Below are 25,347 nucleotides of genomic sequence, written 5' to 3'. Positions count from 1 at the left end.
TTTAGAGTCCAAACCTCCCGGCTTCGATCACCGGGCAGGTGTCCATAACGACGTCGAGGCCAGCGGCTGCGGCACGCTGCGCTGCCCCTTCATCCACCACACCCAGCTGCAGCCAGACGGCCTTGGCACCAATTTCGATGGCCTGGTCCACGATGTTCCCCACTTTGGCGGAGTTCACGAAGCAGTCCACCACGTCCACCGGGCCGGGTATCTCCGAGAGCCGGGTATAGCCCTTATTGCCCTGCACTGCCTCGCCGGAAAGATTGACGGGGATAATTTCCATGCCCAGGGAATCCTGCACAAACCGGGAAACACCCACAGCGGGGCGGGCCGGGTTGTTCGACAAGCCGACTACCGCCCACCGGCCCTTGTCCGTGAGCAGCCTGGTGATGACTTCCGGGTCATTGCGGTGCGCCATGCTGTGCCTCCTGGGATGTCTGCCGGGCTCCCACCCTACGCCAGGGGAACACGGCGGGCTGCGGCACTATTCCAGGAAGGCGTCCACGGCGGCGGCGAGGGTGGCGTCCTCCAGCCCATGCCAGCTGCCCTCCAGCAGCTGAAAGGAGCCCTCGGGCAGCAGCTCGGCTGTCTGGCGGGCCCATTCGCGCAGCCGGTCATCGCTTCCGGAACTGGCCAGCACCAGCACAGGCACACGGATTCCGGTCAGACTCTGCACATCGGTTTCCAGCAGCAGGGTCAGGTCATAGGAGATGGTGTGCGCCGCCTGCTCGAACGGCGCCGGATCGGAGGCATCGATTATCTCTTCCGGCACTCCGATGGATTCTTGGAAAAGCCGGATGGCTCCGGCGCGGTCACCTGTGGACAGCAGCTCTTCCAGCTCCGGGCGGATATCCGGCTCTCCGTCGCCGCCCTCGGTGAGCGGCGGTTCCACGGCGATGACGCTGGAGATAACAGCTGACTCCGACGCCGCCCGCAGTGCGAGCACGGCGCCGGAAGAAGTTCCTAGGAGGTCTGCCGTTCCGCCGGCGGTTTCCACGACGGCCAGCAGATCGTCCACTTCGGATTCGGGGGTGTATTCCTCCCCGTCTCCGCTCTCGCCCTTGCCCCGGCGGTCGTATGTATAGACGGTGTGCCCCTCCGCCAGCAATTCGGCAACCCCGGCCATGGAGGACGTAGTCCGGTCCATCATGATCGGGTCCACCACCACCAGGGGCGGTCCCTCGCCCTGCCGCTGCCATGCAATCGGCGTTCCGTCAGCGGAAAGCACACGTCCTGAGGCACTGGCTGCTGGATCCATGGGGGTCTCCTTGGCGGGAGGGTGGGAGCCGAAGATGACGGGCCGTCCCTCCAAGGTAGAAGGGCCGCCCCCGGGGGTCAATAAGCATGCCGTCCCGGAGCTGCCTTAGAGTTCCGCGGCGACGGCCCGCAGCACCTCGGTGACGTCGGCCTTGCCCTGGCCGTAGTCGAACAGCGTGGTGGGGACGTTCGGGGTGCTGGCTGCGCTCACGCGTGTGGTGCGGGCATCGATTGGTTCGAAGGACAGGACAATGACGGCGCCGAAGGACTTCCAGTTCCCACCGGCCACGATTTCCGCCCGTTCCCGCCAGATGGCGGTGAGTGTCATGCGCGGAAGTCCGGCCAGGGCACGCTCCACGGCGGGCGGGAGGGCAGCCATCGGTGCCTGGACCACCAGTTCGCCGTGTGCCCGGGCACGCTTGGAACTGACGGTGAGCTGAATGGTATTGGACGGTCCGTCGGCAGTCATGGATCGAGGATAGCCGAGGGGCCTCTATCCCTTTACTGCCGGTGCCAGCCGGTACCGTGCACCGCGGTGCTCTGCGGGAAGCTTGTCTCCGGCACCGAAGAGCTTGTTCCGCAGAGTGCCGGGGGCGTACTCCGTGGGGTACGCGCCGCGCTTCTGCAGCTCCGGAACCACGAACTCCACCACGTCTTCGAAGGTGCCCGGTGTGACGGCATACGCGAGGTTAAAGCCGTCGACGTCGGTCTCCTCCACCCAGCGGATCAGTTCCTCGGCAACCTCCTCGCCGGAGCCCACCAGCCGCGGGCCCAGCCCGCCGATCCCGGCGCTCTCGGCGATGTCGCGCACCGTCCAGGGCTCGCCGTCGTCCTTCACTTTCTGGAAGTTCGCCGCAGCGGACTGGATGGCGTTGGACTTCACCGAGCCGAGCGGCTCATCGAGGTTGTAGGTGGAGAGGTCCACGCCCATCCAGCCGGACATCAGCGCCAGCGCGCCTTCGTCGCTGATGTAGCTCTGGTAATCCAGGTGCTTGGCTTCGGCTTCCTCGGTAGTGGCGGCGGTGATGATGGTCAGCAGCGTGTAGATCCGGATCGAGTGCCGGTCCCGTCCTGCTGCTTCGGCGGCGTCGCGGATCTTCGTGACGGTCGCCTTGAGCTTCTCCACCGTGGACGCTCCGACGAAGACTGCTTCAGCGTTCTCTGCCGCGAAAGCGATGCCGCGCGGCGACGCACCGGCCTGGTAGATCACCGGTGTGCGCTGCGGCGAGGGCTCCGAAATGTGGATGCCGGGGACCTTGAAGTACTTGCCCTCATGGTTGATGTCATGGACCTTGGCCGGGTCGGTGAACACGCCGGTCTCCCGGTCGCGGACCACGGCATCGTCTTCCCAGGAGCCCTCGAGCAGCTTGTAGACAACTTCGAGGTATTCATCGGCGTGGTTGTAGCGCTCGTCGTGCTCCAGCTGGTCTTCCTGGCCCATGTTCCGGGCGGCGGAGGGCAGGTAGCCGGTCACTACGTTCCAGCCGACCCGCCCTCCGGTGAGATGGTCCAGGGTGGAGAGCCGGCGGGCGAACGGGTACGGGTGCTCGTAGGCGGTTCCGGCCGTGACGCCGAAGCCGAGGTGTTCAGTGACCAGCGCCATGGCGGAGACCAGCAGCAGCGGATCGTTTACCGGGACCTGGGTGCCCTGCCGCAGGGTCGCTTCGTTGGAGGATCCGTACACGTCGTACGTGCCGAGGACGTCGGCAATGAAGATCCCGTCGAACAGGCCGCGTTCGCAGGTCTGGGCCAGATGGGTCCAGTAGCTGAGCTTGGTGTAGTCCGCGGAACGGTCTTCGGGGTGGCGCCAGAGGCCGGGCGACTGATGGCCCACGCAGTTCATGTCGAAGGCGTTGAAGCGGATGTGGCGGGCGGGCGTGGTGGCCATGAGGGTCCTTTACGGAAGGACGCACCGCAGAGGGAGCGCCGTACTTGCCGCGGGCGGTGCTGCCGGCGACCGGATCGTCATCTGGGGCACCCCGCTACGGGAGAGGGTTGCCGCCCAACCAGCCAGAGCTTCGCGTTGGGACTCATGATCCTGCGGGTTCAGTATGCGCCCGTTCCCCCGGTGGCACGCAAGCCCCGCCTGTCACGCGGCGTAACGGCCGCCGTCGTACTTCTCCCCTCCCAAAAACCATCGAGAGGCCAGTTACGGCTCCTTTGGGCGCTCAAAAGAGCCGTAACTGGCCTCTCGATGGGGACACCGGCGGGAAGGGGACTGGATTCGAAATGTTACGCGGGGACTTGCCGGGATCGGACTTCAGGGCGTTTAGTTGGTGCTTGACCATCCCGAGCGGCTGAGAGACCTGGATCAGTGAAGCCGCAGCAACCCTGGTCGGAGTGCTTCCTCCTTGAGGCACTGCGATAGCGAGGTGGACGTCGCAGGAGGCCGGTAACGGCCCAGGACGTTTTCCGTAGGGTGCTACTGCCAGGACCGATGGAGTGTTCAATGACTGCTGTACTGTCCTCTGGGTCCCATGCTGTGTCCGCTGCCGCGCCCACCGCACCCGACACCGCCCTGTCCGTGACGTTCGACGGCGTTGGCCGCAGCTTTGGCTCCGGCGCAGACGCCCACGTGGTGCTCCGCGACATCAACTTTGAAGTCCGCCCGGGGGAAGTCCTGGCGATCCTGGGGTCCAGCGGCTGCGGCAAGTCCACGCTGCTGCGCGCCACTGCCGGGCTCGACGCCGCGTCCACCGGCCAGGTTCGAATCGACGGAACCGCTGTGCGCGGCATCGATGACCGCTGCGCCGTCGCCTTCCAGGAACCCCGGTTGCTGCCCTGGCAGACCCTGCAGGCCAACGTTGCGATCGGCCTGCCGAAGGGCACCAGCGCCTCCGAAGGCCAGGCCAAGGTCTCCGAACTGCTCAAGCTCGTGGAACTGGACAGCTTCGCCAAGCACCAGCCGCGCGCCGTTTCCGGCGGCATGGCCCAGCGCGCCTCGCTGGCCCGCGCCCTGGCCCGCAAGCCCGGCGTCCTGCTGCTGGACGAACCGTTCGGCGCCCTGGACGCACTGACCCGCCTGAAGATGCAGGACCTGCTGCTGGACGTGCACCGCGCCGCCCCGGCCACCGTCCTGCTGGTCACTCACGACGTCGATGAAGCCCTCCAGCTCGCCGACCGGATCATCGTGCTCGGCCGCGAACCCGGCAAACCCGGGGCCACCATCACCCAGACCATCACCGTTCCCGGCGCCCGCCCCCGGGACCGAGCCTCAGCCGAACTCGCCCGAATGCGCGGCGAACTCCTGGCAAGCCTCGGCGTCGACCGCCACTAGAGCGCCCACGCCTCCCCTGCCCCCGCGCTCAAAACGGGGCCAAACCGCGGACGCTTTGTGCCCGCACCAGTTGTACCTATCCCTGATTTTTTCTGCTCCACCCGTCTCGAAGGAATCCCCATGAACAGCCGTTCCCGCTTCTCCCGCCGCCCACCCCGTGTCTCCCGCCGCCCGCTCACCGCACTGGCAGCCACCGCCGCCGCCGTCTCCCTGGCCCTGACCGGCTGCGTTGCCGGCGAAGATTCCTCCGGCGCAGCCGCCAACGAAACGGCCGACGGCGGCACCCTGAACATCGACTTCGCCACCTACAACCCGCTCAGCCTGGTGATCAAGGACCAGGGCTGGCTCGAAGCCACCCTCGAAGAGCAGGGCGTTGAGGTCAACTGGGTACAGTCCGCGGGATCCAACAAGGCCAACGAGGCGCTGCGCGCCGGAGCGATCGACGTCGGCTCCACCGCCGGTTCGGCTGCCCTCCTCGCCCGCGCCAACGGTTCCGAAATCAAGACCATCAGCATCTACTCCCAGCCGGAATGGGCCGGACTCCTGGTCTCCCCCGACTCGGACATCACCTCCGTCGAGGACCTCGCAGGGAAGTCCGTCGCCGCGACCAAGGGCACCGACCCTTACTTCTTCCTAGTCCAGGCACTGGAAGAAGCCGGTCTGAGCACCTCCGACGTGACGGTTGAGAACCTGCAGCACGCCGACGGCCGCACCGCCCTGGAGAACGGTGCAGTGGATGCGTGGTCCGGCCTCGATCCGATCATGGCCGGTGCCGAGCACGCCGGCGCGAAGTTCCTCTACCGCAACCTGGACTTCAACACCTACGGCTTCCTCAACGCCACCGAGTCCTTCCTGGAAGAGCAGCCCGAACTGGCCCAGACAGTAGTTGACGCCTACGAAAAGGCCCGCGCCTGGGCCGCCGAAAACCCGGAGGAAACCGCGCAGATCCTCGCCGACGTCGCCGGCCTGGACCTCGAGGTGGCCCGCACCGTCATCCTGGAACGCAGCAACCTCGACGTCGACGCCGCCCCGGGCGATGCGCAGCGCACGGTCCTGGAAAAGGTCGGCCCCGTGTTCGTTGAAACCGGCGACGTCGCCAACCAACAGGCGATCGACGACGCCGTTGCTTCGCTGCTGGATGACACCTTCGTGCAGAAGGCCGACGCCGCAACGGTCAAGGACTCCTAATGAGCAGCAATACCTCCCTGACCGGCAGTTCCGCCGTCCCCGGCGGCATCCAGGGCCCGGGAGCCGCGCTGCCCGCAGCACCGGTGCGGAAGACCGTCTCCGGCGGCGTCCTGTCTCGGACCTGGGCCCGCGTGGCCCTGGGCCTGGTGGTACCGGTTCTGCTGCTGGGCCTCTGGCAGCTGGTCTCCGTCCTCGGGGTTTTCAGCGCCGTGCAGCTGCCCTCCCCGGGCGCGGTCCTGACCTCCGCAGCGGACCTGATTGAGCGCGGCGAGCTGGGCACCCACATCGCCATCTCCACCCAGCGCGTCCTCACCGGTTTCGCGCTCGGCGCCGCACTGGGCCTGGTCCTGGGCGCCCTGCTGGGCCTGTCCCGGCTGGCCGACGTCCTGCTCGGCCCGCTGTTCGGCGCCGTCCGAGCCGTTCCTTCCCTGGCATTGGTGCCGCTGCTGATCCTCTGGATGGGCATCGGCGAGGACTCCAAGGTCACACTGATCACCATCGGCGCGTTTTTCCCGGTCTTCACCACCGTGTCCCTGGCCCTGCGGCACGTGGACAAGAACCTTGTCGAAGCCGCCCGCGCCTTCGGCCTGAACGGACTGAAGCTGCTCACCACGGTGCAGCTGCCCGCCGTCGTACCGGCTGTCTTCTCCGGCCTGCGGCTGGCACTGGCCCAGTCCTGGCTGTTCCTGGTGGCCGCCGAACTGATCGCCTCCTCCATGGGGCTGGGCTTCCTGCTCACCGACTCGCAGAACAACGGCCGCACCGACCGGATGTTCCTGGCGATCGTGCTGCTGGCAGTCATCGGCAAAACGACGGATGCCCTGCTGAGCGTCGCAGAAAAGTGGGCAGTGAAGAAGTGGGCGTAGACACAGCAATCCAGACAGCAGCCGAACCGGAATTCGCCGGCGAGGCAGAGCGCATTGCGTTCTGGGAGGACGCCGCCCGGCGCCTGCAGTGGGAACAGCCGTGGCACACCGCCCACACCTTCACCCCGCCGCAGCGCCTGTCCGGCCCGGAGGTTCCGGAGGCCGACGCCGAGTACAGCGTGCCGGAAATCCAGTGGTTCGCCGGCGGCAAGCTCAACGTCGCAGTGAACTGCGTGGACCGCCACGTGGCCGCCGGGCGCGGGGACAAAGTGGCACTGCACTGCGAGGGCGAACCCGGTGACCGCCGGAGCATCACCTACGCCCAGCTGCAGAAGGAAGTCTCCAAGGCTGCCAACGCCCTGCTGGCCCTCGGGATCGAAAAGGGCGACCGGGTGGTCATCTACCTGCCCGTCATCGCCGAAACCATCATCATCACCCTGGCCTGTGCACGGATCGGCGCCATCCACTCGCTGGTCTTCGGCGGGTTTTCGGCCGAGGCGCTGAAGTTCCGGGTGGAGAACACCCGCGCGAAGCTGCTGGTCACCACGGACGGCCAGTTCCGGCGCGGTGCCGCCGTCCCGGTCAAGGACAACGCGGACGAGGCCGTTTCCGGGGACAACGCGATTGAACATGTTCTGGTCATCCGGCGCACGGGCTCCGAGATCGCTTGGACCGAGGGCCGGGATCTCTGGTGGCACGAGACCGTGGACACCGCCTCCGATGTGCACGAACCGGAGGCATTCGACGCCGAGACGCCGCTGTTCATCATGTACACCTCCGGCACCACGGGAAAGCCCAAGGGCCTGGTGCACACCATGGGCGGCTACCTCACGCAGGCGTCCTGGAGCTACGGGTTCCTGTTCGCCAATCCGGACGAATCCGCCCGGGACACGGACGTCCACTGGTGCACTGCGGACCTGGCCTGGGTCACCGCCCACACCTATGAGATCTACGGGCCGCTCTCCAACGGCGTCACCCAGGTGATCTTCGAGGGCACACCGAACACCCCGCATCCCGGCCGGCACTTCGAAATCATCGAACGCTACCAGGTCACCAGCTACTACACCGCCCCTACCCTGGTCCGCTCCCTCATGGGCTGGTTCCCCGACGGCGTCCCGGACACCTGGGACCTGTCCTCCATCCGGCTGCTGGGCACCGTAGGTGAAGCAGTTAACCCGGAAGCCTGGCGCTGGATGCGGGAGAACATCGGCCGCGGCGAGGTTCCGGTGATCGACACCTGGTGGCAGTCCGAAACCGGTGCCACCATCCTGTCCCCGCGGCAGACGGACACCAGTTTCAAGCCCGGCTGCGCTTCCCGCGCCCTGCCCGGCGTGTCCACCCGGATCGTTGATGAGCACGGCAACGAGGTGCCCCCGAACGTACAGGGCTTCATTGTGGTGGATAAGACCGGTCCGTCCATGGCCCGGACCTGCTGGGGAGATCCGCAGCGCTACCTCTCCTCCTACTGGCGGCAGTACGCGCAGCAGGGCTGGTTCCTCGCCGGGGACGGCGCACGGTATGACGACGACGGCGACACCTGGATCCTGGGGCGGGTGGACGACGTCCTGAACGTCTCCGGGCACCGGCTCTCCACGATCGAAATCGAATCCGCGCTGGTCTCCCACCCCTGGGTGGTGGAAGCCGGGGTCTGCCCCGTCGCGGATCCCAAAACCGGTCACGCCATCGCCGCGTTCGTGGTGCTCACCGACTCCGCGTCGCCGGATACTGAAACTGTCACCGCGCAGCTGCGGGCCCACGTCGCGAAGGAGATCGGGCCGATCGCCAAGCCCGCCGCCGTCGTCGTGGTTCCGGATGTGCCCAAGACCCGCTCGGGCAAGATCATGCGCCGCCTGCTCACCCAGCTGTTCGAGGGCACCACCCTCGGGGACACCACCAGCCTGCAGAACGAACCCTGCATTCCCGCGATCCACGCCGTGTGCGAAGCGCGGCGGGCCGGAGCCTAATGCGCAGTGCTGTGAACCCTGGCCAGGGTCACCCGGTCCAGTTCCACCGCTCCGCCCATGGCACGGTGCAGGCGCAGGAACTCCACGGGCGAGACCTCCAGGAACGAGGTGTCGTTCTTCTCCGGCAGCAGTTCGGGATGCCCTCCGTCCATCATCTCGGTGAACATCTGCTCCGCGGCGACGCGGGTCATCGGCTCGGTGGGAGTGATCTTGTGGTTCGCGGACGCCAGTTTGTAGCCGGTTTCAACCACGATCACGTACTCGTCCATGCCCGCTCCCAGGATTGCCCCGCTGCAACTGTCCTCAACATTGTTGGTATCCAGCACCCAATAAAGCAACCATTGGCGAACCGCCTACCCGCGGTTCCCCCAAGGAAGGAGCACTCAGTCCATGAGTGACCGCCAGTTCGGATTCCGTACCCGCGCCCTGCACGCCGGGGGAACACCTGACGCCATCCACGGTGCCCGCGCCGTGCCCATCTACCAGTCGACGTCCTTCGTCTTCAAGGACACCGCCGACGCCGCGAACCTCTTCTCGCTGCAGAAGTACGGCAACATCTACTCCCGGATCGGCAACCCCACGGTCGCCGCGTTCGAGGAGCGCATCGCCTCCCTTGAGGGTGGAATCGGTGCGGTGGCGACGGCGTCGGGCATGTCAGCGGAATTCGTCACCTTCGCGGCGATCTGCTCCGCCGGGGACCACATCGTCGCCGCTTCCCAGCTCTACGGCGGAACGGTCACGCAGCTGGACGTGACGCTGCGCCGCTTCGGCATCGAAACCACCTTCGTTCCCGGCACCGACCCGGCGGACTACGCCGCGGCCATCCAGGAAAACACCAAGGCCGTGTACGCGGAAGTGGTAGCCAACCCCAGCGGCGAGGTCACCGACATTGAGGGTCTGGCCAAGGTGGCGCACGACGCCGGTGTGCCGCTGATCCTCGACGCCACCCTGAGCACTCCCTACCTGGTGCAGCCGTTCAAGCACGGCGCGGACATTGTGATCCACTCCGCCACGAAGTTCATCGGCGGGCACGGCACCACCCTGGGCGGCGTCGTCGTGGAAGCCGGCACCTTCAACTGGGGCAACGGCAAGTTCCCGGCCATGACCGAGCCGGTGCCGTCCTACGGCAACATCTCCTGGTGGGGGAACTTCGGGGAGTACGGCTTCCTGACCAAGCTGCGCTCCGAACAGCTGCGCGACATTGGGCCCACGCTCTCCGCACAGTCCGCCTTCCAGCTGCTGCAGGGTGTTGAAACCCTGGCCCAGCGCGTGGATGAGCACCTGCGCAACGCCCAGGCCGTGGCCGATTGGCTGCAGGCGGACGAGCGCGTGGCCTGGGTGTCCTACGCCGGGCTTGAATCCCATCCACACCATGACCGGGCCAAGAAGTACCTGCCCAAGGGACCGGGCTCCGTGTTCAGCTTCGGTGTGAAGGGCGGCCGGGCGGCTGGGCAGACGTTCATCGAATCCCTGCAGCTGGCCTCGCACCTGGCGAACGTGGGCGACTCCCGCACCCTGGTGATCCACCCGGCGTCGACCACCCATCAGCAGCTCTCCCCCGAGCAGCTGGCGGCCGGCGGCGTGCCGGAGGACCTGGTGCGCATTTCCGTGGGCCTGGAGGACCTCGAGGACATTCTCTGGGACCTGGACCAGGCACTGACCGCAGCTGCGGCAGGCGGGGCGGCCGCCGCCGTCGAACCCGCTGTGTCCTGCAGCCTTCCGCTCGCTACCGAGGAGTCAGCCAATGTCTGAGAACCGCACCTGGGTGGGGCCCAGCGCCCCGGAACGCTTGTCCCTGCTGCGTTCAGCCAAGTCGATCGCCATTGTGGGTGCCTCGGACAAGCCGTCCCGCGCGTCCTACTTCGTGGCCACGTACCTGCTCTCCTCCTCGCCGTACAAGGTGTACTTCGTGAACCCGGTGGCCAAGGAGATCCTCGGCCAGCCGGTGTACGCCTCGCTGGCGGACCTGCCGGAGACCCCGGACATCGTGGATGTGTTCCGCCGGCACGATGACCTGCCGACTGTGCTGGAGGAAGCCAAGGCCGTGGGCGCCAAGACGCTCTGGCTGCAGCTGGGCTCCTGGCATGAGGAGGTGGCCCGGGACGCTGAAGCAGCGGGCATGAACGTGGTGATGGACCGCTGCGTGAAGATTGAGCACGCCCGGTTCCACGGCGGCCTGAACCTCGCCGGCTTCAACACCGGCGTGATTTCCTCCAAGCGGCAGCTCACCGCCTAGCCGCACCCGCTCCCGTCAACCGCCGAGAGGCCAGTTACGGCTCCTTTCACGCCTGAAAAGAGCCGTAACTGGCCTCTCGTTGGTTGCTGAGGGGGTCAGCCGCCGGGCCCACGCCCGTGCGGAGGTCCGCCGCGGTTGCTGTCCTTGCCGTCCGAACCGGGCTTGCCGGGTTCACCTCGGCCCTGGTTGTTGTCACGCCCCTGGCCCTGGCCGTTGTCCTTCCCGTGCCCGTGGTCATCCTTTCCACCCGGGCGGCCGGCGCCTCCCTGACCCTTGCCGGGGCCCTCCTGGCTCTCGTCGCGGCCCGGTGTATCGCGGCCGGGCGCACCGTGGCCCGGCGAATCGCCCTGCATCTCGTGTTCCGGCCACCTGCCGTTGCCGGGGTGCTCGCCGCTGCCCGTGCCGGGCACGCCGCCCCAGCCGGGTTCAGCGGAGCCGTCCTCCAGCTGGCCGGCTTCGGCGGGATCCGCTTCAGGAACTTCGGCATCCGCTTCCGGTTCCTGTTCCGTTTTTTCGGGCTCCGCGGGAAGGTCCGCGGGCATCTGGGCGGGATCAATTTGTTCGGGAACCTGCGCCGGCGCAGGCACCTGCTCAAAGCTGGCCGGAGGCGGAGCCTCATGGGTGTCCTCGGCAGTGATCCAGAGGCCGCCGTTGGCCGCTGCCACACCCGTGGTTCCGGCTGCCATTGCCGCGATAACCGCGCCGCCCAGCAGGAAACCCCGCCTGCGTGAAGGCCGGCGCAGGGGCGTCACGCCCGCGGTGAAGAAGGCTTCCAGCTCAGGGTTCGGCGCCGGGGCCGGTGTGCTCGCTTCGGACCGCAGCCGGGTGAGTGCGGCGGTGAGCTCCTGCGTTTCCTCGACGCCGGACTCCGCCAGAAGGCGCCCGACTGCTTCGGCGTCACTGGGCCTGCTGGACATGCTGTTCATCTTCCGCGGCCTCCTTCCCTGTGACCCGTTCCCTGAGCACCAAGAGGGCTCGTCTCTGAAGCTGTTTGACGGAATTAACCGTTTTCCCCATGATCACCGCGGCGTCCTCGAGCGAAAGATCGGCCACCACCCGCAGCAGCAGGACTTCACGCTGCGCTTCGGTGAGTCCTTCCAGCATCTGGGTTGCCCCGAGCCGGGACTGCAGAACGATGTCCTCGGCCGAGTCAGTGAACCTGGTGTCCAGCTGCGCGTCGTACGGGGCCGTGGCAGGCTGGCGCTCACGACGGCGGTGGTCGTCCACCATTCGGGCGTGGGCTACTGAAAACGCGAAGGTGCGCAGGCCTGCCGCTCCTCCGGAAACCGTTGAGATTCTGGAAAACACTGTCAGGAAGACGTCCTGGGTCAGCGCTTCCGGGTCATCACATCCCTTGGACCTCAGGTAGCCGAGGACCGCCGGGGAGAGCGACTCATAAACCGCCCGCAGCGCCGCCGGGCTGTTCGCACGCGCTGCAGAGACCATCTGCTCTGTCAGCGGGTCAGCCAAGACGGGGTCCTTCGGTCTGGGACGTTGGGGCGAACCAAATCGTACCCCGCCCAGGCTGATCCTGCTCAGGAGATGGCCGCGCCGTTGCTCGTTGGGGGGATGAGCTCCGGCGCGGCCATTACACACACGTAATCGCTGCGGGTGCCGGAAAGGTTACGCGGCCACCGAGAAAGTTTTTCGGCAGCCCCCGGGCGGGAAGCCTTCGGAGGAGAATATGGAAGACTTGACGGCGGTTCGCCCTTTCGCGGCGGATCCGGCGCGGCAGACCGAAACCATCCTCCTGCCCCGCTCCGAACCAGCTATACCGCGGCTCCGTCGGCCCGGCCCAGGAAGACAATGCCCAGCACCACACCTCATCACACGGATCTCAAGCGCGGCCTCTCTCTGCGGCACATCCGCTTCATTGCCCTGGGTTCCGCAATCGGCACCGGACTGTTCTACGGTTCCTCCGAAACCATCCAGGCAGCGGGACCGGCTGTCCTGATCGCCTACATCGTTGCCGGCTGCGCAGTGTTCCTGGTCATGCGGGCGCTGGGCGAGATGGCAGTCCGCCACCCCGTTGCCGGGTCCTTCTCCCAGTACGCCGGCCGCTACCTTGGTCCGCGCATGGGGTTCCTGACCGGCTGGACGTTCGCCTTCGAAATGATTATTGTGGCGATCGCGGATATGACGGCAGTGAGCATGTACATGGGCCTGTGGTTCCCGGATACACCGGGATGGGTCTGGATGATCGCGGCAATGCTGCTGATCGGCGGCCTGAACCTGATGCGGGTGAGCGTTTTCGGGGAGATGGAATTCTGGTTCACCCTGGTCAAGGTATCCACCATCATCGCGATGATTGCCGGCGGCCTGTACCTGATTGTCTTCGGCGTCAGCACCGGCGGCTACGAACCGGGCGTCAATCATCTGGTGGACCACGGCGGGTTCGCGCCCTTTGGTGTGTGGGGCATCGTGATGAGTCTGGGAATCGTGGTGTTTTCCTTCGGCGGGATTGAGACCCTCGGCGTCACCGCCGGGGAGACCGGCGACCCGCAGCGCGCCATTCCCAAGGCCGTGAACACCGTGCCGGTGCGCATCCTGCTCTTCTATGTGCTGTCCCTGGGCGTGATGCTCTGCCTGCTGCCCTGGGACCGGATCGGTTCCGAAGGCAGCCCGTTTGTGCAGGTCTTCTCAGGGCTTGGCATCCCGTTCGCTGAACACCTGATCAACGCCGTGGTACTCACTGCTGCACTGTCCGCAATGAACTCTATTTTCTATGCCGCCTCACGGACCATGTATGGCCTGGCCGAACAGGGCCATGCTCCGCGCAGCTTCACCAATGTTTCCCGCTACGGGGTGCCGGTGTGGCCCGTGGCCATCATCATGGCCAGCCTCATCGCCGGGCTGGGCCTCTACCTGTGGATCCCGGAGCAGCTGTTCCTGGTGGTCGCCTCCACCGCCACCTTCGCCACCATCTTCACCTGGTCATCGATCCTGCTCAGCCACCACCGCATGCGGCGGCAGATGCGCCGGGACGGCACGCCGTCGGCCGGTTTCCCTTTCCCGGGATGGCCGGTCCTGAACTATGTGGTCCTCGCCTTTATGGCCCTGGTGACGGTGATCCTCGCGTTTACTGCCCCCGGGCGCACCGCACTGGCCATTGGCGTGGTGTGGCTGCTCCTGATGCTCGCTGCGTACCGGTTCCTGGTTGGGGCCGAGGGCCGGAAACCGATCGAGCTGCCGGAACCGGACGCCGTCCGCGGGAACTAGGGGCCTTCGAGAATCTCTTCGGCAGGGGCAAAGCGCCGGTTGGCGAGCACCGGAAGATACTCACGGACTTCCTCAATGCGGCTGCGGGCCACGTCTGCTGTGGCCACAGCCTCGGTCTCCTCACCGAGGAAGACCTGCGGCACACCCATGGGGTCCAGGATGACGGAGTGCCCGATCGTGTGGCCGCTGGATGTTCCGGCAGCTGCCACCCAGACAGTGTTTTCAATGGCCCGCGCCTTCAGCAGCGTTTCCCAGTGGTCAATTTTGTGCTCACCCTTGAACCACGCTGCGGGCACGGCAATCAGGTCCGCTCCCTGCACGGCCAGTGCCCGGGCCAGTTCAGGGAAGCGCAGGTCGTAGCAGGTCATCAGGCCCACCCGCAGTCCGCCGAGTTCCACCACCTGGATGCCTCGGTCGCCCGCCTTGATCCGGGTGGATTCGGAGTAGCTGAACGCATCGTAGAGGTGCAGCTTGCGGTATGTTGCCGCGATCCGGCCGTCGGCTTCGATTGCCACAAGCGTGTTGTAGGGCCGGTCCTCACCCGAGGATTCGTACCCGCCGGCGACGACGGCGATGCCCAGTTCAGCGGCGGCCAGGGACAGCTGCTGCACAAAGGAGGTCCACCCGGCGTCGACGGCCGCGGCCAGCGGACCCTCGACCTTGCCGATGCTGAACATCGACTCTTCGGGGAACACAATCAGTTCCGATCCTTCGGCCTTTGCCTTCTCCGCCAGCGAGCGCATCACCGCAAGGTTCGCCTCGACGTCGCCACTGGGTTTGAACTGACCTACGCTAACCAACATTGAGGAACCGCCTTGCCTTCGGGACCGGGTGTGATCCCAGCCTAGTGCAGGTCCTCGAAGTGGAGCACAGGTTTCAGCACCTGGCCGGACTTCGCATCCGCGGCGGCGGTGTTGATGTCATTGAACGCGTAGCGGGTGATCATTTTCTCCAGCGGGAACCTGCCCTGCTGAATCAGTTGCACCAGTGCCGGCAGAAACAGCTGCGGTGTTGAGTCACCCTCGGTAATGCCAATAACCTGCCGGCCGTTGAGCATAAAGTTCACATCCAGTTCCACCGTGGACCCGGGAGCCGGGGCACCGATCAGGCCCAGCTTGCCCAGCGGCGCCAGCGCGTCTGCGGCAGTCGCCGCTACCCGGGTACTGCCGGTGGTCTCCAGCGCGTGGGTTACCCCGGCGCCGTCGGTCAGTTCGAACAGTGCCTGCAGAGCGTCGCTGCTGCCGGAATTGACGACGTCGGTGGCCCCGAGTTCGCGGGCAAGCTCCAGCCGGGAGTCCACCAGGTCCATCACCACGATGCGGGTGGACCCGCCGAGGGCAGCGGCCATGACTGCGGAAAGGCCCACCGGGCCTGCACCGAAAACAGCGAGCGTGGAACCTGGTTCGGGCCGCAGCACGTTCATAACGGCCCCGGCACCGGTCTGGACGCCGCAGCCCAGCGGCGCCAGGAGGGACAAGTCAGCAGCGGGATCCACCTTGGTGACCCCGCGCTCATCAGCGAGGACCAGGTCGGAGAAGGAGGACTGTGCGAAGAAGTGTCCGTGCACTCCCTTTCCGTCTTTGCTGATGGTGGCACTGCCGTCAAGGCGCTGCCCGCCCACCAGGTTGAGCTCCAGGAAGTACGTGCAGTAGGCAGGGTGGCCGCTGCGGCAGTTCCGGCATTCCCCGCAGCTGGTGAAGCTGAGCAGCACATGGTCCCCTGGCACCACGGACGTCACGGCGGAGCCCACGGCTTCCACGATTCCGGCACCCTCATGGCCCAGGACTCCGGGAAGCGGAAAGGGAATGTGCCCGGCCTGGACCCCGAGGTCCGTTCCGCACACACCGGCGGCCTGCACCCGGACCAGGACCTCGTCCGGGCGGGGGTCGTCCAGGAGGACGTCGGTGATTTCAAAGGGTTCATTGATGCCGCGCAGGATCGCGGCGCGCGCCTGGGTAGTCATAGGGCCACGCTACGCGGCCCGGCCCGGCAGCGTCAGGGGTCTGCAGACGGATCAGGGCGGCAGGCGGAAACTCCGCCCGCCGCCCTGAACGGCACTGGTGCCGTTAGGCGCTGACCGCCTCGGGTTCACGGTGTGATTCGCTGGCGCCCAGAGACGCTGAAGACCCCGACTGCACCTCAATGCGGCGCGGGCGGGCCTTCTCGCTGACCGGGATCACCACGTTCAGCACGCCGTTTTCATAGTGGGCGGTGATGCCCTCGGTATCGATGCCCTGGCCCAGGCTGAGCTGGCGCAGGAACGAACCGCCCTCACGTTCGCGGGAAAGCCACTGCACACCTTCTTCACCGCGGAGGGTCCGCTCGGCGCGGATGGTCAGCAGCTGGCCATCGACGTCAATGTCAACGGAACCCGGATCGACGCCGGGAAGGTCAAGGCTCAGAACGTAGCGGTCGTCCTGCCGGTAGAGGTCCATCGGCATGTGGCGCAGTGACTCGCTGCGCACGGCCTGGGCAAAACGGTCGAGTTCACGGAACGGATCAAAACGTGTTGCCATCACAAATCAACTCCTTCACTCCGCTTTACACAGCGGGCTGATCTGCCATTTCATCAAAGTTGAGTTGGCTTCACTCAACTTTCGGCAGTAGATTAGCACTTGCAACACGAGAGTGCTAACCCGAGATGTTGCAGCGGAGAAATCCGTTTTCTTTCATTCGAACCATGTCTGGAAGGAAAGGAAGCAGTGACCCAGCCTGCGCTGTTCCGCACCGGAACAGGACACCATGCAGCCCGCATTGAAAAACTCCTTGCACTCCCCAGCCGGCTCGCCGGTTCAACACCATCCCCAGTACTGGATACAGCGGGCTGGGCCAGCGCCGTATGGGTGGCTGCTGCCCTGCTGGGGATCGGCGTGTTTTCCGGAGGCACAACGTCACTGGTACAGGCAGTGGTGCTGCTGTACGGCACCGGCGCTTCCCTCGCCGTACTGTGCTGGCTGGCCTGGCGGGCACTGCGCATGCGTGCCGCCCGCCGACTGGCCACAGACCCGGCGGCACCGGCAGCCAGAGAATTCCTCACCGCAGCGGCCTTCGCCCGGGAAGAGTTTCTTCAGGCACTGTTTCCGGCGGGGGCAACCGGTACGCCTGAAGTCCTGAAGGCCACGGCTCCGGCAAGGGCAGCCGCCGCAGGTGCCCCGCGGACAGATCTCCGCACGGAACTGCCGTCCGGCCCGGCTGCTCCCGCGGTCCCCCGAAGTGTCCGGGCGCGTTCGCCGATCCGGAAGAATGTCCGCCGGAAGTCCGCGATGCGCCCGGCCGGCCGGAGCGCACCGCGCATCCGGGATTGCCACGTGTCCAGCGGTTCCGGCAAGCAGGCCGCCGAGCCGGGACCCGCTGTTCGTGGCAGAGCCGGCTGGACAGCATCTTTGAGCCGCACCGCTTAGACTGTGGCGCCATGGAAGAAATCAAGGAACCCGTCCAGCTGTCCCTGGGAAACGGAAAGCTGAACCCGGCTGCGGCGGGCTTCTCCCGCACCCCGCTGCACGCCTTCGCGGATCTCCCCCAGGGACTGCGGCACGGCTGGCGGACTAAGCGCTGGGAGTACTGGGGTGTTCTGACCCCGGACCTGGTGCTCGGCATGACCATTGCGCACCTCGACTACGCTGCCACCCTCCAGCTGTACGTGTATGAGCGTGCCACCGGCAGGGAGATCACCAGCGATCCGCTCACCCTTCCGCCAGGATCCACGGCCATCCTTCCGGGGACTCTTCCGCCCATGACCGCAGTGGGCACCATGGGCGGGCTGCACCTGCGCTTCCATGACGACGACGGCGGGACGCACCTGCGCGCGGAGTCCGAACGCGTCGGCGTCGAACTCTATGCGCCCGCTGCGGGCGACGTGCTGGGCGTTGTGGTTCCGTGGTCGGACACCCGTTACCAGTACACGCTCAAGGACGTGGCCCGCGAGGTCAGCGGAACCATCACTGTTGATGGCCGGCAGTATCCGGTGGGCGACGGCGCGTTCGCCGTCCTGGACCGCGGCCGCGGACGCTGGCCCTACTCCCGGCGCTGGAACTGGGCGGCTGGCTACGGCATCTCCGCCGGTACCCGGCTGGGCCTGCAGCTGGGCGGCATGTGGACCGAAGGCACGCCTGCAACTGAAAACGCGCTGATCGTGGACGGAGTGCTGCACCACTACGACGCCGAACTGGAGTTCAGCTACAACCTGGCCGATCCGCACGCGCCATGGCATGTCCGCGGGGACTGGATCGAGGCGACCCTCACTCCGTTCCACCGGCGGCTGGCGGCAACCAACGTGGTGGCCGTTGCCTCGAAGACGTGGCAGGCCTTTGGGGCGTGGTCCGGGTGGGCTGCCGCTCCGGATGGCACGCGCTATGACCTGAACGGGGTGCACGGCTGGATTGAGGAAGCCCGCAACCGCTGGTAGCTGCCGGTTCGTCACCAGCCGGACCGGCAACGGTTCTTCCCCCGCCCCCGGACGCACTGCTAGGTTCATTCGCACCTCACCCGAACCGAAGGAGCCTTCACGTGAGCAGCAGATTCGCTTCCCTTGCCCTTGATGCCCTCGATGTGGACGCCCAGACCCGGTTCTGGACCCAGGCCCTGGGCTACCGGGTGGCTGAGGAGTTCGACGGCGGCATTTCCCTGGCCCCCGCCGACGGGGTCCCCGGACCGCCGCTCGACATCATCCCGGTTCCGGACCGGAAGACCGCCAAACTCCGCCTGCACATGGACCTTGTTCCGCACGGCTGCACACAGGAAGAGGAAGTGGAGCGGCTGCTGGCACTCGGCGCGGTCCGCGCCGACGTCGGGCAGGCACCGGATGTGCCCTGGGTGGTGCTGGCCGATCCCGAAGGCAACGAATTCTGCATCCTCTCCGCCCGGGACTAGGACAGCTGGATTCCCGGATCACCGGGCAGGGAGCTGCCCTGCCTCCCAAAGATCCAGGACCGCCCGGGTCACTTCCCCTGTGGCGGTGAACAGGGGTGCCGCGTGTCCTCCGCCGGCAACAGGCATAACCGCTCCCTGCGGCATGGCAGCGGCCAGCCGTTCGGCCTCCGGAATGCTGCACATGGCGTCCTCGGTGCCCGCGATCATCAGGGTAGGCACCTGCACGCGTTCCAGGGCAGCACGCAGATCCGGGCGGCGAAGCATCAGGGAACGCATCGCCCAGTACTTTCCCCGCTTGTCGCCTCGCACAAATGACTCACCCACGGACTTCCCAGCTGCAGCGCGGGATTCCGGGTCTCCGGCATCTCCCACCAGGGCATCCACCACAAGACCGGCCAGCCGGGACGGGCCAAGAACCCGGTATAGCTGCACCAGCAGCGCCGTCTTCCGCCTCTGGAGTGCCGGCAGTGGATAAGCCGGTGTACCGATCATGGTTAGCGTCCTGATGCGGGCAGGCCATCCCTCGGCCAGCAGGATGCCAACATGGCCGCCCAAGGCGTTGCCCAGCCAGTCCACCGGCGCATCGATTTGGAGGGCATCCAGCAGCTGTACCGCTGCCACAGCGCAGTCCTGGAGGTCGTAGATTCTCCGCGGACCGGGGCTGCTGCCGTGCCCGGGTGCGTCCACCAGAAACAGTTCACGGTGCCGGCCCAGCTCGCCGGCCACCGGAGAGAAAGTCGTTGAATCCAGGAACATGCTGTGCCACAGGAAAGCAGGCCGGCCGGAACCGGTCCGCGTTACGGACATCGGCCCAAGGACCGTTTCAACCACAGTTACTTCAGAATGCTGCGTACTCATTTTGCGCCTCCAAGACGCTGATTGTTGTTTCGGTTTCCGAAGCTTCTGTCTAGACTCTGAGCCGTGGGCGACAGCGAGTCAAGAGGTTCCGAAAAGCCATTCCAGGGCGGCAGCAGACTGCCCGTGGGCCAACTGCTGGTCCGGCTCCTGGCAGAGTTTCGAAGGGAACTTCTGGCGGAGGCGGAAGCGCATGGCTACGGCGACCTTCGCCCCGCGCATCTCCAGATCACGGGGAGCGTAGGCCTTCGGGGCATCCGGCTCACGCAGCTGGCAGCGAGGGCACAGCTCAGTCTGGCGGCCACGTCCGAGCTGGTTAATGAGCTGCAGGACCTGGGCTATCTCACCCGCGAACCGGACCCAACGGATGCGAGGGCCAAACTTATTCTGCCTACCCCCAGGGGGCGGAAAATGCTGGCCGAGGCTTCAGCAAAAGTTGTTGAACTCGAACAGGAGTGGGCAGCGTACACCGGCAAGCGCCGCTTCGAAGCGGCCATGCGCACCCTGCAGGACGTCCTGGACGCGACGAAGGCGTCCGGCCCGGCAAAGGAAAGCGGTTCCTGAAACGGCAAAAGCCCCGCGGCTGGCAGGCTGCGGGGCTTTTGCGTAAAACGGATTATTCGCTGATCAGGTCGCGGATCACGATCGTCTGGTCGCGGTCCGGGCCGACGCCGATCGCGGAGAACCGGGTGCCGGACATCTTCTCCAGCGCCAGCACGTAGTTCCGGGCGTTCTCCGGCAGGTCCTCAATGGTCTTGGCGCCGGTGATGTCCTCGGTCCAGCCGTCGAAGTACTCGAAGATCGGCTTGGCGTGGTGGAAATCGGTCTGCGTCATCGGCATTTCGTCGAAACGCACACCGTCGACGTCGTAGGCCACGCACACCGGGATCTTTTCGATGCCGGTGAGCACGTCCAGTTTGGTGACGAAGTAGTCCGTGAAGCCGTTGACGCGGGAAGCGTGGCGCGCCAGCACGGCGTCGTACCAGCCGCAGCGGCGCGGGCGGCCGGTGTTCACGCCGAACTCGCCGCCGGTCTTCTGCAGGTACAGGCCCATGTCATCGAAGAGTTCGGTGGGGAACGGGCCGGCGCCAACACGGGTGGTGTAGGCCTTGATGATGCCCACGGCCCGGTTGATGCGGGTGGGGCCGATGCCCGAGCCCACGGACGCACCGCCGGCCGTCGGGTTGGAGGAGGTCACGAACGGGTAGGTGCCGTGGTCCACGTCCAGGAACGTGGCCTGGCCGCCTTCCATCAGGATGACCTTGCCCTCATCCAGTGCGCGGTTGAGTTCGTAGGTGGAGTCGATGACCATGGGGCGCAGGCGGTCCGCGTAGGAGAGGAAGTACTGCACCATCTCTTCGACGTCCACGTCGCGGCGGTTATAGACCTTCAGCAGCAGCTGGTTCTTCTGCCGCAGCGAGCCTTCAACCTTCTGGCGCAGGATCGACTCGTCGAAGATGTCCTGGACGCGGATGCCCAGGCGGGCCACCTTGTCCATGTAGGCCGGGCCGATGCCGCGGCCGGTGGTGCCAATGGCACGCTTGCCCAGGAACCGCTCGGTGACCTTGTCCATGACCTGGTGGAACGGTGCCACCAGGTGCGCGTTGGCGGAGATCCGCAGCTTGGAGGTGTCCGCGCCGCGCGCTTCCAGTCCGTCGATTTCGGTGAAGAGCGCCTCGAGGTTCACCACGCAGCCGTTGCCGATTACGGGAATTGCGTTGGGGCTCAGAATGCCGGCGGGCAGCAGCTTCAGTTCGTATTTTTCACCGCCGACGACGACGGTGTGGCCGGCATTGTTTCCCCCGTTGGGCTTGACGACGTAGTCGACGCGGCCGCCAAGCAGGTCGGTGGCCTTACCTTTACCTTCGTCGCCCCACTGGGCGCCGACGATGACAATTGCGGGCATGGGATCCTCCCCCATTAGTTACGCTAGGGAGCCGCGCCAGGCGCTGAACCGCTACCGTGCATGAGAACGCCCCTGCACCGTGAGACTCGGGACACAGGTGTCCGTGATCCGGGTTGCGGGGCTCTTACCTGTCAAGTTTAGCCGATCTGCGGCTTTCCCCGTTTGGAAGCTGCCTGCGGGAGCGTACGGTTTAGGCATGGAGCGCTTCCGCGGCTATATCGCCGGGCTGGGCACTGCGTCGGGAACCCGTCTGGTTGTTGGGCACTGGCCGGAGTCACCCTTCGGCCCGTTCACCGATGTGATGGTGGAAAACCGCTTCGGTTCCAGGCTGCTGCTGGCGCCTTCCGAGCCGGTAGCCCGGTACGTCTCCTCCACCTACACCTTTGACGCGGTGGATGTGGTCCCGGTCAGCGCCTACCTCGCAGACGGCAGGCTGAGCGTCGACGGCGGGCCGCTGCGGCTCAGCGCCCAGCTGGGAGCAGTGACTCTGCTGGGCCGCGTCCTGCAGACGGTTCCCGCGCCGCTGGCCGTTCACCCGCGGTGGCTGCAGGCGGTCAATCCGCTGGCCCGCCTCATTGTCCGCGGTGTCCGCACTGCCGGAACCACCGGGGACCGGCTGGAGTTCTACGGCGTCCGGTCAATCCGCAGGCTGTCCTCGGCGCAGTGCTCCTGGAACGGGAGGGATCTGGGTCCCCTCGCACCGGTCTCTCCACCGGTCCGGTTTGGCTTCTCCTCCGTTCCGGCACGGCCGCAGATTCTGGCCGTCACCACCACCATTACCGCCAGGAACCCGGTCCAGAGAAAAGGAATCCGCGCATGGAAAAGCGCTTTCACCCGCATGCCGAATCCGTCTGGTCCTATCCCCGTCCGCCCCGGGTCGAACCAAGCAGCGAGCGGATCAAGGTCTGGCTTGGCGGAACCCTGATCGCCGACACCACGGATTCCGTGCGGGTCCTGGAGACCAGCCATCCGCCGGTTTACTACTTGCCGCTGGACGTCTTTGCGCCGGGAGTCCTGCAGCCGGTCAGCGGTGTCACACACTGCGAGTTCAAGGGCGCCGCCTCCTATTTCGACGTCGTTTCCGGCCAGCGGCGGGCTGCCCGGGCGGCGTGGACCTACCGGCATCCGTTTCCCGGCTTCGAGGAGCTCGCCCACACTGCCGCTCTGTATCCGGGGCTGATGGACTCCGTCACGGTGGACGGTGAAGAGGTCCAGCCGCAGGAGGGTGATTTCTACGGCGGCTGGATCACCAGCCGGGTGACCGGGCCCTTCAAAGGCGCACCGGGTACCTGGGGCTGGTGACTCCCTGACACAGCAAAGGCGCCTTCCGCACGGAAGGCGCCTTTGCTGTTTATAACGGCTGGTTAGGCCTCGATGGCAGCCTTGGCAGCCGGGTCGGAGGCGTCCAGGAACTTCTCGATCCGGTCCACTTCTTCAGCCTCGCCGATCGCGGCTGCGGCACGTCCCAGGGCGTAGAGCGCGCGCAGGAACCCTCGGTTGGGCTCGTGCTCCCACGGAATCGGGCCGGTGCCGCGCCAGCCGGCGCGGCGGAGCGCGTCCAGGCCGCGGTGGTAGCCCACCCGGGCGTACGCGTAGGACTCCACGGGGCGTCCGTCTGCGAAGGCTTCGTCTGCCAGCGTGGCCCAGACCTGGGAAGAGGTGGGGAACCTGGCAGCCAGGTCCACGGCCTCGTCACCGGCGGCAAGGCGGGCGACGACGTCGGTTTCCTCGGGCAGGTACGTGGGCTCGGGGCCGAGCAGGTTCTTACGGAATTCGTCTGACATTAGAGGTGCTTTCCTGCCGATCCGAGGGACTGTGCGGCTTCGACCACGCGTGCGGCCATACCCTTTTCGGCTGAGGCACCCCAGACGCGCGGGTCGTACTGCTTCTTGTTGCCGACTTCGCCGTCCACCTTGAGCACGCCGTCGTAGTAGCGGAACATGTGGTCGGCAACCGGACGGGTGTAGGCGTACTGGGTGTCGGTGTCGATGTTCATCTTCACCACGCCGTAGGAGACGGCGTCGGCGATTTCCTGGGCGGAGGAACCGGAGCCGCCGTGGAAGACCAGGTCGAACGGGCGTTCCTTGCCGATCGAATTGCCCACGGCGGTCTGGATTTCCTCGAGGATCTCCGGGCGCAGCTTCACGCCGCCCGGCTTGTAGACGCCGTGGACGTTGCCGAAGGTCAGCGCGGTGAGGTAGCGGCCCTTGCTGCCGTCGCCGAGTGCCTCAATGGTGGCCATGCCGTCTGCGACCGTGGTGTAGAGCTTCTCGTTGATCTCATTCTCGACGCCGTCTTCTTCTCCGCCGACGGTGCCGATCTCAACTTCGAGGATGATCTTGGCTGCTGCGGTGCGGGCCAGCAGGTCCTGGGCAATCTTCAGGTTCTCTTCGAGGGTCTCCGCGGAGCCGTCCCACATGTGGGAGTTGAAGATGGGGTCCTCGCCGCGCTTGACGCGCTCTTCGGAGGCGGCCAGCAGGGGCAGGACAAAGTCGTCCAGCTTGTCCTTGGGGCAGTGGTCGGTGTGCAGCGCAATGTTCACGTCATAGCTCTTGGCCACTTCACGGGCGTATGCGGCGAAGGCCAGGGAACCGGTCACCATGTTCTTGACGGAAGCGCCGGACCAGTAAGCGGCACCGCCGGTGGAAACCTGCACAATGCCGTCCGAGCCGGCTTCAGCGAAGCCGGCGAGCGCGGCGTTGAGGGTCTGGGAGGACGTGACGTTGACTGCCGGGTATGCGAATCCCCCCGCCTTGGCCCGGTCGATCATCTCTGCATAGATCTCGGGGGTTGCAATAGGCATGCTGACTCCTTAGCGAAGATTCGAAACTGCGGCAGGGCCGGGCCCTCTTTGGCTTCTCCCATCCTAGCCACAAGAGACCTTTGTGCATCAGATAACGCCGCTTCAGGGCTTCGCACATGCGACACGTGTGCGAAGTGTCAGTTCACCTTCTGCCCAAACACGTGCCGGCGGACCCAGCCGTGCATGGCGATCGCGGCCGCAGCGGAAGCATTCATGGAACGGGTGGAACCGAACTGCGCAATTGAGAGCGTGGCTTCGGCAGCCTCATGCACCTCGGGGGTCAGGCCGGGGCCTTCCTGCCCGAAGACCAGGACGCAGTTACGCGGCAGGTCATAGGTTTCCAGCGGCACGGAGTCGGGGAAGTTGTCGATTCCGATGATCGCCAGTCCCTCGGCGCGGGCCCATTCGGTGAACTCTTCCACGGTGGGGTGGTGGCGGACGTGCTGGTAGCGGTCGGTGACCATTGCCCCGCGCCGGTTCCAGCGCCGTCGGCCAATAATGTGCACTTCCTTGGCCAGGAACGCATTCGCGGTGCGCACCACGGACCCGATGTTCAGGTCGTGCTGCCAGTTTTCGATCGCAACGTGGAACTCGTGGCGCTTGGAGTCCAGATCCGCCACGATCGCATCATGCTTCCAGTAGCGGTACTCGTCGACGACGTTGCGCCGGTCGCCGGCGGCCAGGAGTTCGGGATCCCACTGATCACCCTCCGGCCACGGCCCCTCCCACGGTCCGACGCCAACCTGCGGCATATCGGCCGGCTCTGCTGGGGGCATTACTTCAGGGCTCTCTATCACCCTTCCAGCGTAAGGTGAAAGACTGAACCATCCCGCATCCGCACCGGGAGCATCCTGCCTGTGCCAGGACCCTGGACGGCGCGGGGACAATGCAGAACACGCACTGGAGG

At 66.1% G+C, this 25,347-nt stretch carries 28 protein-coding genes and 1 riboswitch; of the genes, 13 read left to right on the top strand and 15 right to left on the bottom strand.

The genetic code is table 11. The annotated features are described in order from the left end of the window. Position 1: 1 nt before the first annotated feature. From ACWGQ2_RS11040 to ACWGQ2_RS11025, 4 genes are all read right to left on the bottom strand, one after another. A complete protein-coding gene (locus ACWGQ2_RS11040) occupies positions 2-418 on the bottom strand; it encodes a CoA-binding protein (protein WP_452017158.1) in 417 nt (138 codons plus the stop codon). Positions 419-484: 66 nt separating this feature from the next. Then, positions 485-1,258, bottom strand: coding sequence for an alpha/beta fold hydrolase (locus ACWGQ2_RS11035; protein ID WP_452017156.1), 774 nt, complete (start codon positions 1,256-1,258; stop codon positions 485-487). A gap of 105 nt (positions 1,259-1,363) precedes the next feature. Further along, on the bottom strand, positions 1,364-1,726 hold the full coding sequence (locus ACWGQ2_RS11030) for a hypothetical protein (RefSeq protein WP_452017154.1): 363 nt from the start codon (positions 1,724-1,726) through the stop codon (positions 1,364-1,366). 24 nt (positions 1,727-1,750) lie between these two features. Next, entirely contained in the window at positions 1,751-3,145 is a 1,395-nt protein-coding gene (locus ACWGQ2_RS11025; RefSeq protein ID WP_452017152.1) for an LLM class flavin-dependent oxidoreductase, read from the bottom strand. Between the two features lie 35 nt (positions 3,146-3,180). After that, positions 3,181-3,295: riboswitch (SAM riboswitch) on the bottom strand. 411 nt (positions 3,296-3,706) lie between these two features. Here ACWGQ2_RS11025 and ACWGQ2_RS11020 point away from each other — a divergent pair. The 4 genes from ACWGQ2_RS11020 (at position 3,707) to acs (ending at position 8,552) form a co-directional block, all read left to right on the top strand. After that, the gene (locus tag ACWGQ2_RS11020; RefSeq protein WP_452017150.1) at positions 3,707-4,534 is read left to right on the top strand and encodes an ABC transporter ATP-binding protein; all 828 of its coding nucleotides are present in this window, start codon (positions 3,707-3,709) and stop codon (positions 4,532-4,534) included. Between the two features lie 120 nt (positions 4,535-4,654). Continuing rightward, positions 4,655-5,722, top strand: coding sequence for an aliphatic sulfonate ABC transporter substrate-binding protein (locus ACWGQ2_RS11015; protein WP_452017148.1), 1,068 nt, complete (start codon positions 4,655-4,657; stop codon positions 5,720-5,722). Next, the gene (locus tag ACWGQ2_RS11010) at positions 5,722-6,588 is read left to right on the top strand and encodes an ABC transporter permease (RefSeq protein WP_452017146.1); all 867 of its coding nucleotides are present in this window, start codon (positions 5,722-5,724) and stop codon (positions 6,586-6,588) included. The genes ACWGQ2_RS11015 and ACWGQ2_RS11010 overlap by 1 nt, the downstream gene beginning before the upstream one ends. Continuing rightward, the gene (gene acs, locus ACWGQ2_RS11005; protein WP_452017144.1) at positions 6,579-8,552 is read left to right on the top strand and encodes an acetate--CoA ligase; all 1,974 of its coding nucleotides are present in this window, start codon (positions 6,579-6,581) and stop codon (positions 8,550-8,552) included. The genes ACWGQ2_RS11010 and acs overlap by 10 nt, the downstream gene beginning before the upstream one ends. On the opposite strand, the gene ACWGQ2_RS11000 is transcribed toward acs, so the two are convergent. Then, on the bottom strand, positions 8,549-8,821 hold the full coding sequence (locus tag ACWGQ2_RS11000; RefSeq protein WP_452017142.1) for a hypothetical protein: 273 nt from the start codon (positions 8,819-8,821) through the stop codon (positions 8,549-8,551). The genes acs and ACWGQ2_RS11000 overlap by 4 nt on opposite strands. A gap of 121 nt (positions 8,822-8,942) precedes the next feature. Between ACWGQ2_RS11000 and ACWGQ2_RS10995 the strand changes: the two genes are divergently transcribed. Both ACWGQ2_RS10995 and ACWGQ2_RS10990 read left to right on the top strand, forming a co-directional pair. Next, positions 8,943-10,304 (top strand): O-acetylhomoserine aminocarboxypropyltransferase/cysteine synthase family protein, encoded by a 1,362-nt coding sequence (locus ACWGQ2_RS10995; protein WP_452017140.1) that lies wholly within the window; start codon positions 8,943-8,945, stop codon positions 10,302-10,304. Continuing rightward, positions 10,297-10,788, top strand: coding sequence for a CoA-binding protein (locus ACWGQ2_RS10990; RefSeq protein ID WP_452017138.1), 492 nt, complete (start codon positions 10,297-10,299; stop codon positions 10,786-10,788). The genes ACWGQ2_RS10995 and ACWGQ2_RS10990 overlap by 8 nt, the downstream gene beginning before the upstream one ends. Positions 10,789-10,883: 95 nt before the next feature. On the opposite strand, the gene ACWGQ2_RS10985 is transcribed toward ACWGQ2_RS10990, so the two are convergent. Together ACWGQ2_RS10985 and ACWGQ2_RS10980 are read right to left on the bottom strand one after the other, a co-directional pair. Next, positions 10,884-11,714, bottom strand: coding sequence for a hypothetical protein (locus ACWGQ2_RS10985; RefSeq protein ID WP_452017136.1), 831 nt, complete (start codon positions 11,712-11,714; stop codon positions 10,884-10,886). After that, a complete protein-coding gene (locus tag ACWGQ2_RS10980) occupies positions 11,686-12,258 on the bottom strand; it encodes an RNA polymerase sigma factor (RefSeq protein WP_452017134.1) in 573 nt (190 codons plus the stop codon). The genes ACWGQ2_RS10985 and ACWGQ2_RS10980 overlap by 29 nt, the downstream gene beginning before the upstream one ends. Positions 12,259-12,594: 336 nt before the next feature. Here ACWGQ2_RS10980 and ACWGQ2_RS10975 point away from each other — a divergent pair, with 336 nt between their 5' ends. Beyond that, positions 12,595-14,007 carry an amino acid permease gene (locus ACWGQ2_RS10975; RefSeq protein WP_452017132.1) on the top strand — a complete coding sequence of 471 codons (1,413 nt, stop codon included), beginning with the start codon at positions 12,595-12,597 and terminating at the stop codon, positions 14,005-14,007. Here the strand turns inward: ACWGQ2_RS10975 and ACWGQ2_RS10970 are convergent. The 3 genes from ACWGQ2_RS10970 to ACWGQ2_RS10960 all read right to left on the bottom strand — a co-directional run bounded on the left by ACWGQ2_RS10970 (position 14,004) and on the right by ACWGQ2_RS10960 (position 16,523). Then, on the bottom strand, positions 14,004-14,810 hold the full coding sequence (locus tag ACWGQ2_RS10970) for a carbon-nitrogen hydrolase family protein (protein WP_452017130.1): 807 nt from the start codon (positions 14,808-14,810) through the stop codon (positions 14,004-14,006). The genes ACWGQ2_RS10975 and ACWGQ2_RS10970 overlap by 4 nt on opposite strands. Positions 14,811-14,851: 41 nt before the next feature. After that, positions 14,852-15,970 (bottom strand): NAD(P)-dependent alcohol dehydrogenase, encoded by a 1,119-nt coding sequence (locus tag ACWGQ2_RS10965; RefSeq protein ID WP_452017128.1) that lies wholly within the window; start codon positions 15,968-15,970, stop codon positions 14,852-14,854. Positions 15,971-16,073: 103 nt separating this feature from the next. Further along, positions 16,074-16,523: an Hsp20/alpha crystallin family protein gene (locus ACWGQ2_RS10960; protein WP_452017126.1), complete on the bottom strand. Its 450-nt coding sequence runs from the start codon at positions 16,521-16,523 to the stop codon at positions 16,074-16,076. 186 nt (positions 16,524-16,709) lie between these two features. Between ACWGQ2_RS10960 and ACWGQ2_RS10955 the strand changes: the two genes are divergently transcribed. From ACWGQ2_RS10955 to ACWGQ2_RS10945, 3 genes are all read left to right on the top strand, one after another. Then, positions 16,710-17,408 (top strand): hypothetical protein, encoded by a 699-nt coding sequence (locus ACWGQ2_RS10955; protein WP_452017124.1) that lies wholly within the window; start codon positions 16,710-16,712, stop codon positions 17,406-17,408. A gap of 11 nt (positions 17,409-17,419) precedes the next feature. Beyond that, the gene (locus ACWGQ2_RS10950; protein ID WP_452017122.1) at positions 17,420-18,412 is read left to right on the top strand and encodes a DUF2804 domain-containing protein; all 993 of its coding nucleotides are present in this window, start codon (positions 17,420-17,422) and stop codon (positions 18,410-18,412) included. Positions 18,413-18,513: 101 nt separating this feature from the next. Then, complete coding sequence (locus ACWGQ2_RS10945; RefSeq protein ID WP_325788614.1) at positions 18,514-18,876, top strand: VOC family protein; 363 nt, start codon at positions 18,514-18,516, stop codon at positions 18,874-18,876. 18 nt (positions 18,877-18,894) lie between these two features. Here the strand turns inward: ACWGQ2_RS10945 and ACWGQ2_RS10940 are convergent, their stop codons facing one another. Beyond that, positions 18,895-19,734 (bottom strand): alpha/beta fold hydrolase, encoded by an 840-nt coding sequence (locus ACWGQ2_RS10940; RefSeq protein ID WP_452017120.1) that lies wholly within the window; start codon positions 19,732-19,734, stop codon positions 18,895-18,897. 63 nt (positions 19,735-19,797) lie between these two features. Between ACWGQ2_RS10940 and ACWGQ2_RS10935 the strand changes: the two genes are divergently transcribed. Next, positions 19,798-20,295 carry a MarR family winged helix-turn-helix transcriptional regulator gene (locus tag ACWGQ2_RS10935; RefSeq protein ID WP_452017118.1) on the top strand — a complete coding sequence of 166 codons (498 nt, stop codon included), beginning with the start codon at positions 19,798-19,800 and terminating at the stop codon, positions 20,293-20,295. A gap of 52 nt (positions 20,296-20,347) precedes the next feature. Here ACWGQ2_RS10935 and ACWGQ2_RS10930 read toward each other — a convergent pair whose 3' ends face one another. Further along, complete coding sequence (locus ACWGQ2_RS10930; RefSeq protein ID WP_452017116.1) at positions 20,348-21,637, bottom strand: adenylosuccinate synthase; 1,290 nt, start codon at positions 21,635-21,637, stop codon at positions 20,348-20,350. 196 nt (positions 21,638-21,833) lie between these two features. Between ACWGQ2_RS10930 and ACWGQ2_RS10925 the strand changes: the two genes are divergently transcribed. Beyond that, the gene (locus ACWGQ2_RS10925; protein ID WP_452017114.1) at positions 21,834-22,562 is read left to right on the top strand and encodes a hypothetical protein; all 729 of its coding nucleotides are present in this window, start codon (positions 21,834-21,836) and stop codon (positions 22,560-22,562) included. Beyond that, positions 22,454-22,939: a DUF427 domain-containing protein gene (locus ACWGQ2_RS10920; RefSeq protein WP_452017112.1), complete on the top strand. Its 486-nt coding sequence runs from the start codon at positions 22,454-22,456 to the stop codon at positions 22,937-22,939. Before ACWGQ2_RS10925 ends, ACWGQ2_RS10920 begins: the two co-directional genes overlap by 109 nt. Positions 22,940-23,001: 62 nt before the next feature. Here the strand turns inward: ACWGQ2_RS10920 and ACWGQ2_RS10915 are convergent, their stop codons facing one another. From ACWGQ2_RS10915 to ACWGQ2_RS10905, 3 genes are all read right to left on the bottom strand, one after another. Continuing rightward, a complete protein-coding gene (locus tag ACWGQ2_RS10915; RefSeq protein ID WP_452017110.1) occupies positions 23,002-23,421 on the bottom strand; it encodes a DUF3151 domain-containing protein in 420 nt (139 codons plus the stop codon). Further along, positions 23,421-24,440, bottom strand: coding sequence for a class II fructose-bisphosphate aldolase (gene fbaA / locus ACWGQ2_RS10910; protein WP_452017108.1), 1,020 nt, complete (start codon positions 24,438-24,440; stop codon positions 23,421-23,423). The genes ACWGQ2_RS10915 and fbaA overlap by 1 nt, the downstream gene beginning before the upstream one ends. A 137-nt stretch (positions 24,441-24,577) precedes the next feature. Next, positions 24,578-25,216, bottom strand: a complete 639-nt coding sequence (locus ACWGQ2_RS10905; RefSeq protein WP_452017106.1) for a TrmH family RNA methyltransferase — start codon at positions 25,214-25,216, stop codon at positions 24,578-24,580. Positions 25,217-25,347 lie beyond the last annotated feature (131 nt).

Source organism: Arthrobacter sp. NPDC055585 (genome assembly GCF_053619115.1).
The sequence above is the reverse complement of the archived record's forward strand: the minus strand, read 5'-3'. Positions and strand labels throughout refer to the sequence as shown.

What these genes read in the sequence shown, in the direction of transcription:
- ACWGQ2_RS11040 (WP_452017158.1), bottom strand. Translation starts at nt 418, where the DNA reads ATGGCGCACCGCAATGACCCGGAAGTCATCACCAGGCTGCTCACGGAC.
- ACWGQ2_RS11035 (WP_452017156.1), bottom strand. Translation starts at nt 1,258, where the DNA reads ATGGATCCAGCAGCCAGTGCCTCAGGACGTGTGCTTTCCGCTGACGGA.
- ACWGQ2_RS11030 (WP_452017154.1), bottom strand. Translation starts at nt 1,726, where the DNA reads ATGACTGCCGACGGACCGTCCAATACCATTCAGCTCACCGTCAGTTCC.
- ACWGQ2_RS11025 (WP_452017152.1), bottom strand. Translation starts at nt 3,145, where the DNA reads ATGGCCACCACGCCCGCCCGCCACATCCGCTTCAACGCCTTCGACATG.
- ACWGQ2_RS11020 (WP_452017150.1), top strand. Translation starts at nt 3,707, where the DNA reads ATGACTGCTGTACTGTCCTCTGGGTCCCATGCTGTGTCCGCTGCCGCG.
- ACWGQ2_RS11015 (WP_452017148.1), top strand. Translation starts at nt 4,655, where the DNA reads ATGAACAGCCGTTCCCGCTTCTCCCGCCGCCCACCCCGTGTCTCCCGC.
- ACWGQ2_RS11010 (WP_452017146.1), top strand. Translation starts at nt 5,722, where the DNA reads ATGAGCAGCAATACCTCCCTGACCGGCAGTTCCGCCGTCCCCGGCGGC.
- ACWGQ2_RS11000 (WP_452017142.1), bottom strand. Translation starts at nt 8,821, where the DNA reads ATGGACGAGTACGTGATCGTGGTTGAAACCGGCTACAAACTGGCGTCC.
- ACWGQ2_RS10995 (WP_452017140.1), top strand. Translation starts at nt 8,943, where the DNA reads ATGAGTGACCGCCAGTTCGGATTCCGTACCCGCGCCCTGCACGCCGGG.
- ACWGQ2_RS10990 (WP_452017138.1), top strand. Translation starts at nt 10,297, where the DNA reads ATGTCTGAGAACCGCACCTGGGTGGGGCCCAGCGCCCCGGAACGCTTG.
- ACWGQ2_RS10985 (WP_452017136.1), bottom strand. Translation starts at nt 11,714, where the DNA reads ATGAACAGCATGTCCAGCAGGCCCAGTGACGCCGAAGCAGTCGGGCGC.
- ACWGQ2_RS10975 (WP_452017132.1), top strand. Translation starts at nt 12,595, where the DNA reads ATGCCCAGCACCACACCTCATCACACGGATCTCAAGCGCGGCCTCTCT.
- ACWGQ2_RS10970 (WP_452017130.1), bottom strand. Translation starts at nt 14,810, where the DNA reads ATGTTGGTTAGCGTAGGTCAGTTCAAACCCAGTGGCGACGTCGAGGCG.
- ACWGQ2_RS10965 (WP_452017128.1), bottom strand. Translation starts at nt 15,970, where the DNA reads ATGACTACCCAGGCGCGCGCCGCGATCCTGCGCGGCATCAATGAACCC.
- ACWGQ2_RS10960 (WP_452017126.1), bottom strand. Translation starts at nt 16,523, where the DNA reads ATGGCAACACGTTTTGATCCGTTCCGTGAACTCGACCGTTTTGCCCAG.
- ACWGQ2_RS10950 (WP_452017122.1), top strand. Translation starts at nt 17,420, where the DNA reads ATGGAAGAAATCAAGGAACCCGTCCAGCTGTCCCTGGGAAACGGAAAG.
- ACWGQ2_RS10940 (WP_452017120.1), bottom strand. Translation starts at nt 19,734, where the DNA reads ATGAGTACGCAGCATTCTGAAGTAACTGTGGTTGAAACGGTCCTTGGG.
- ACWGQ2_RS10930 (WP_452017116.1), bottom strand. Translation starts at nt 21,637, where the DNA reads ATGCCCGCAATTGTCATCGTCGGCGCCCAGTGGGGCGACGAAGGTAAA.
- ACWGQ2_RS10925 (WP_452017114.1), top strand. Translation starts at nt 21,834, where the DNA reads ATGGAGCGCTTCCGCGGCTATATCGCCGGGCTGGGCACTGCGTCGGGA.
- ACWGQ2_RS10920 (WP_452017112.1), top strand. Translation starts at nt 22,454, where the DNA reads ATGGAAAAGCGCTTTCACCCGCATGCCGAATCCGTCTGGTCCTATCCC.
- ACWGQ2_RS10915 (WP_452017110.1), bottom strand. Translation starts at nt 23,421, where the DNA reads ATGTCAGACGAATTCCGTAAGAACCTGCTCGGCCCCGAGCCCACGTAC.
- fbaA (WP_452017108.1), bottom strand. Translation starts at nt 24,440, where the DNA reads ATGCCTATTGCAACCCCCGAGATCTATGCAGAGATGATCGACCGGGCC.
- ACWGQ2_RS10905 (WP_452017106.1), bottom strand. Translation starts at nt 25,216, where the DNA reads ATGCCCCCAGCAGAGCCGGCCGATATGCCGCAGGTTGGCGTCGGACCG.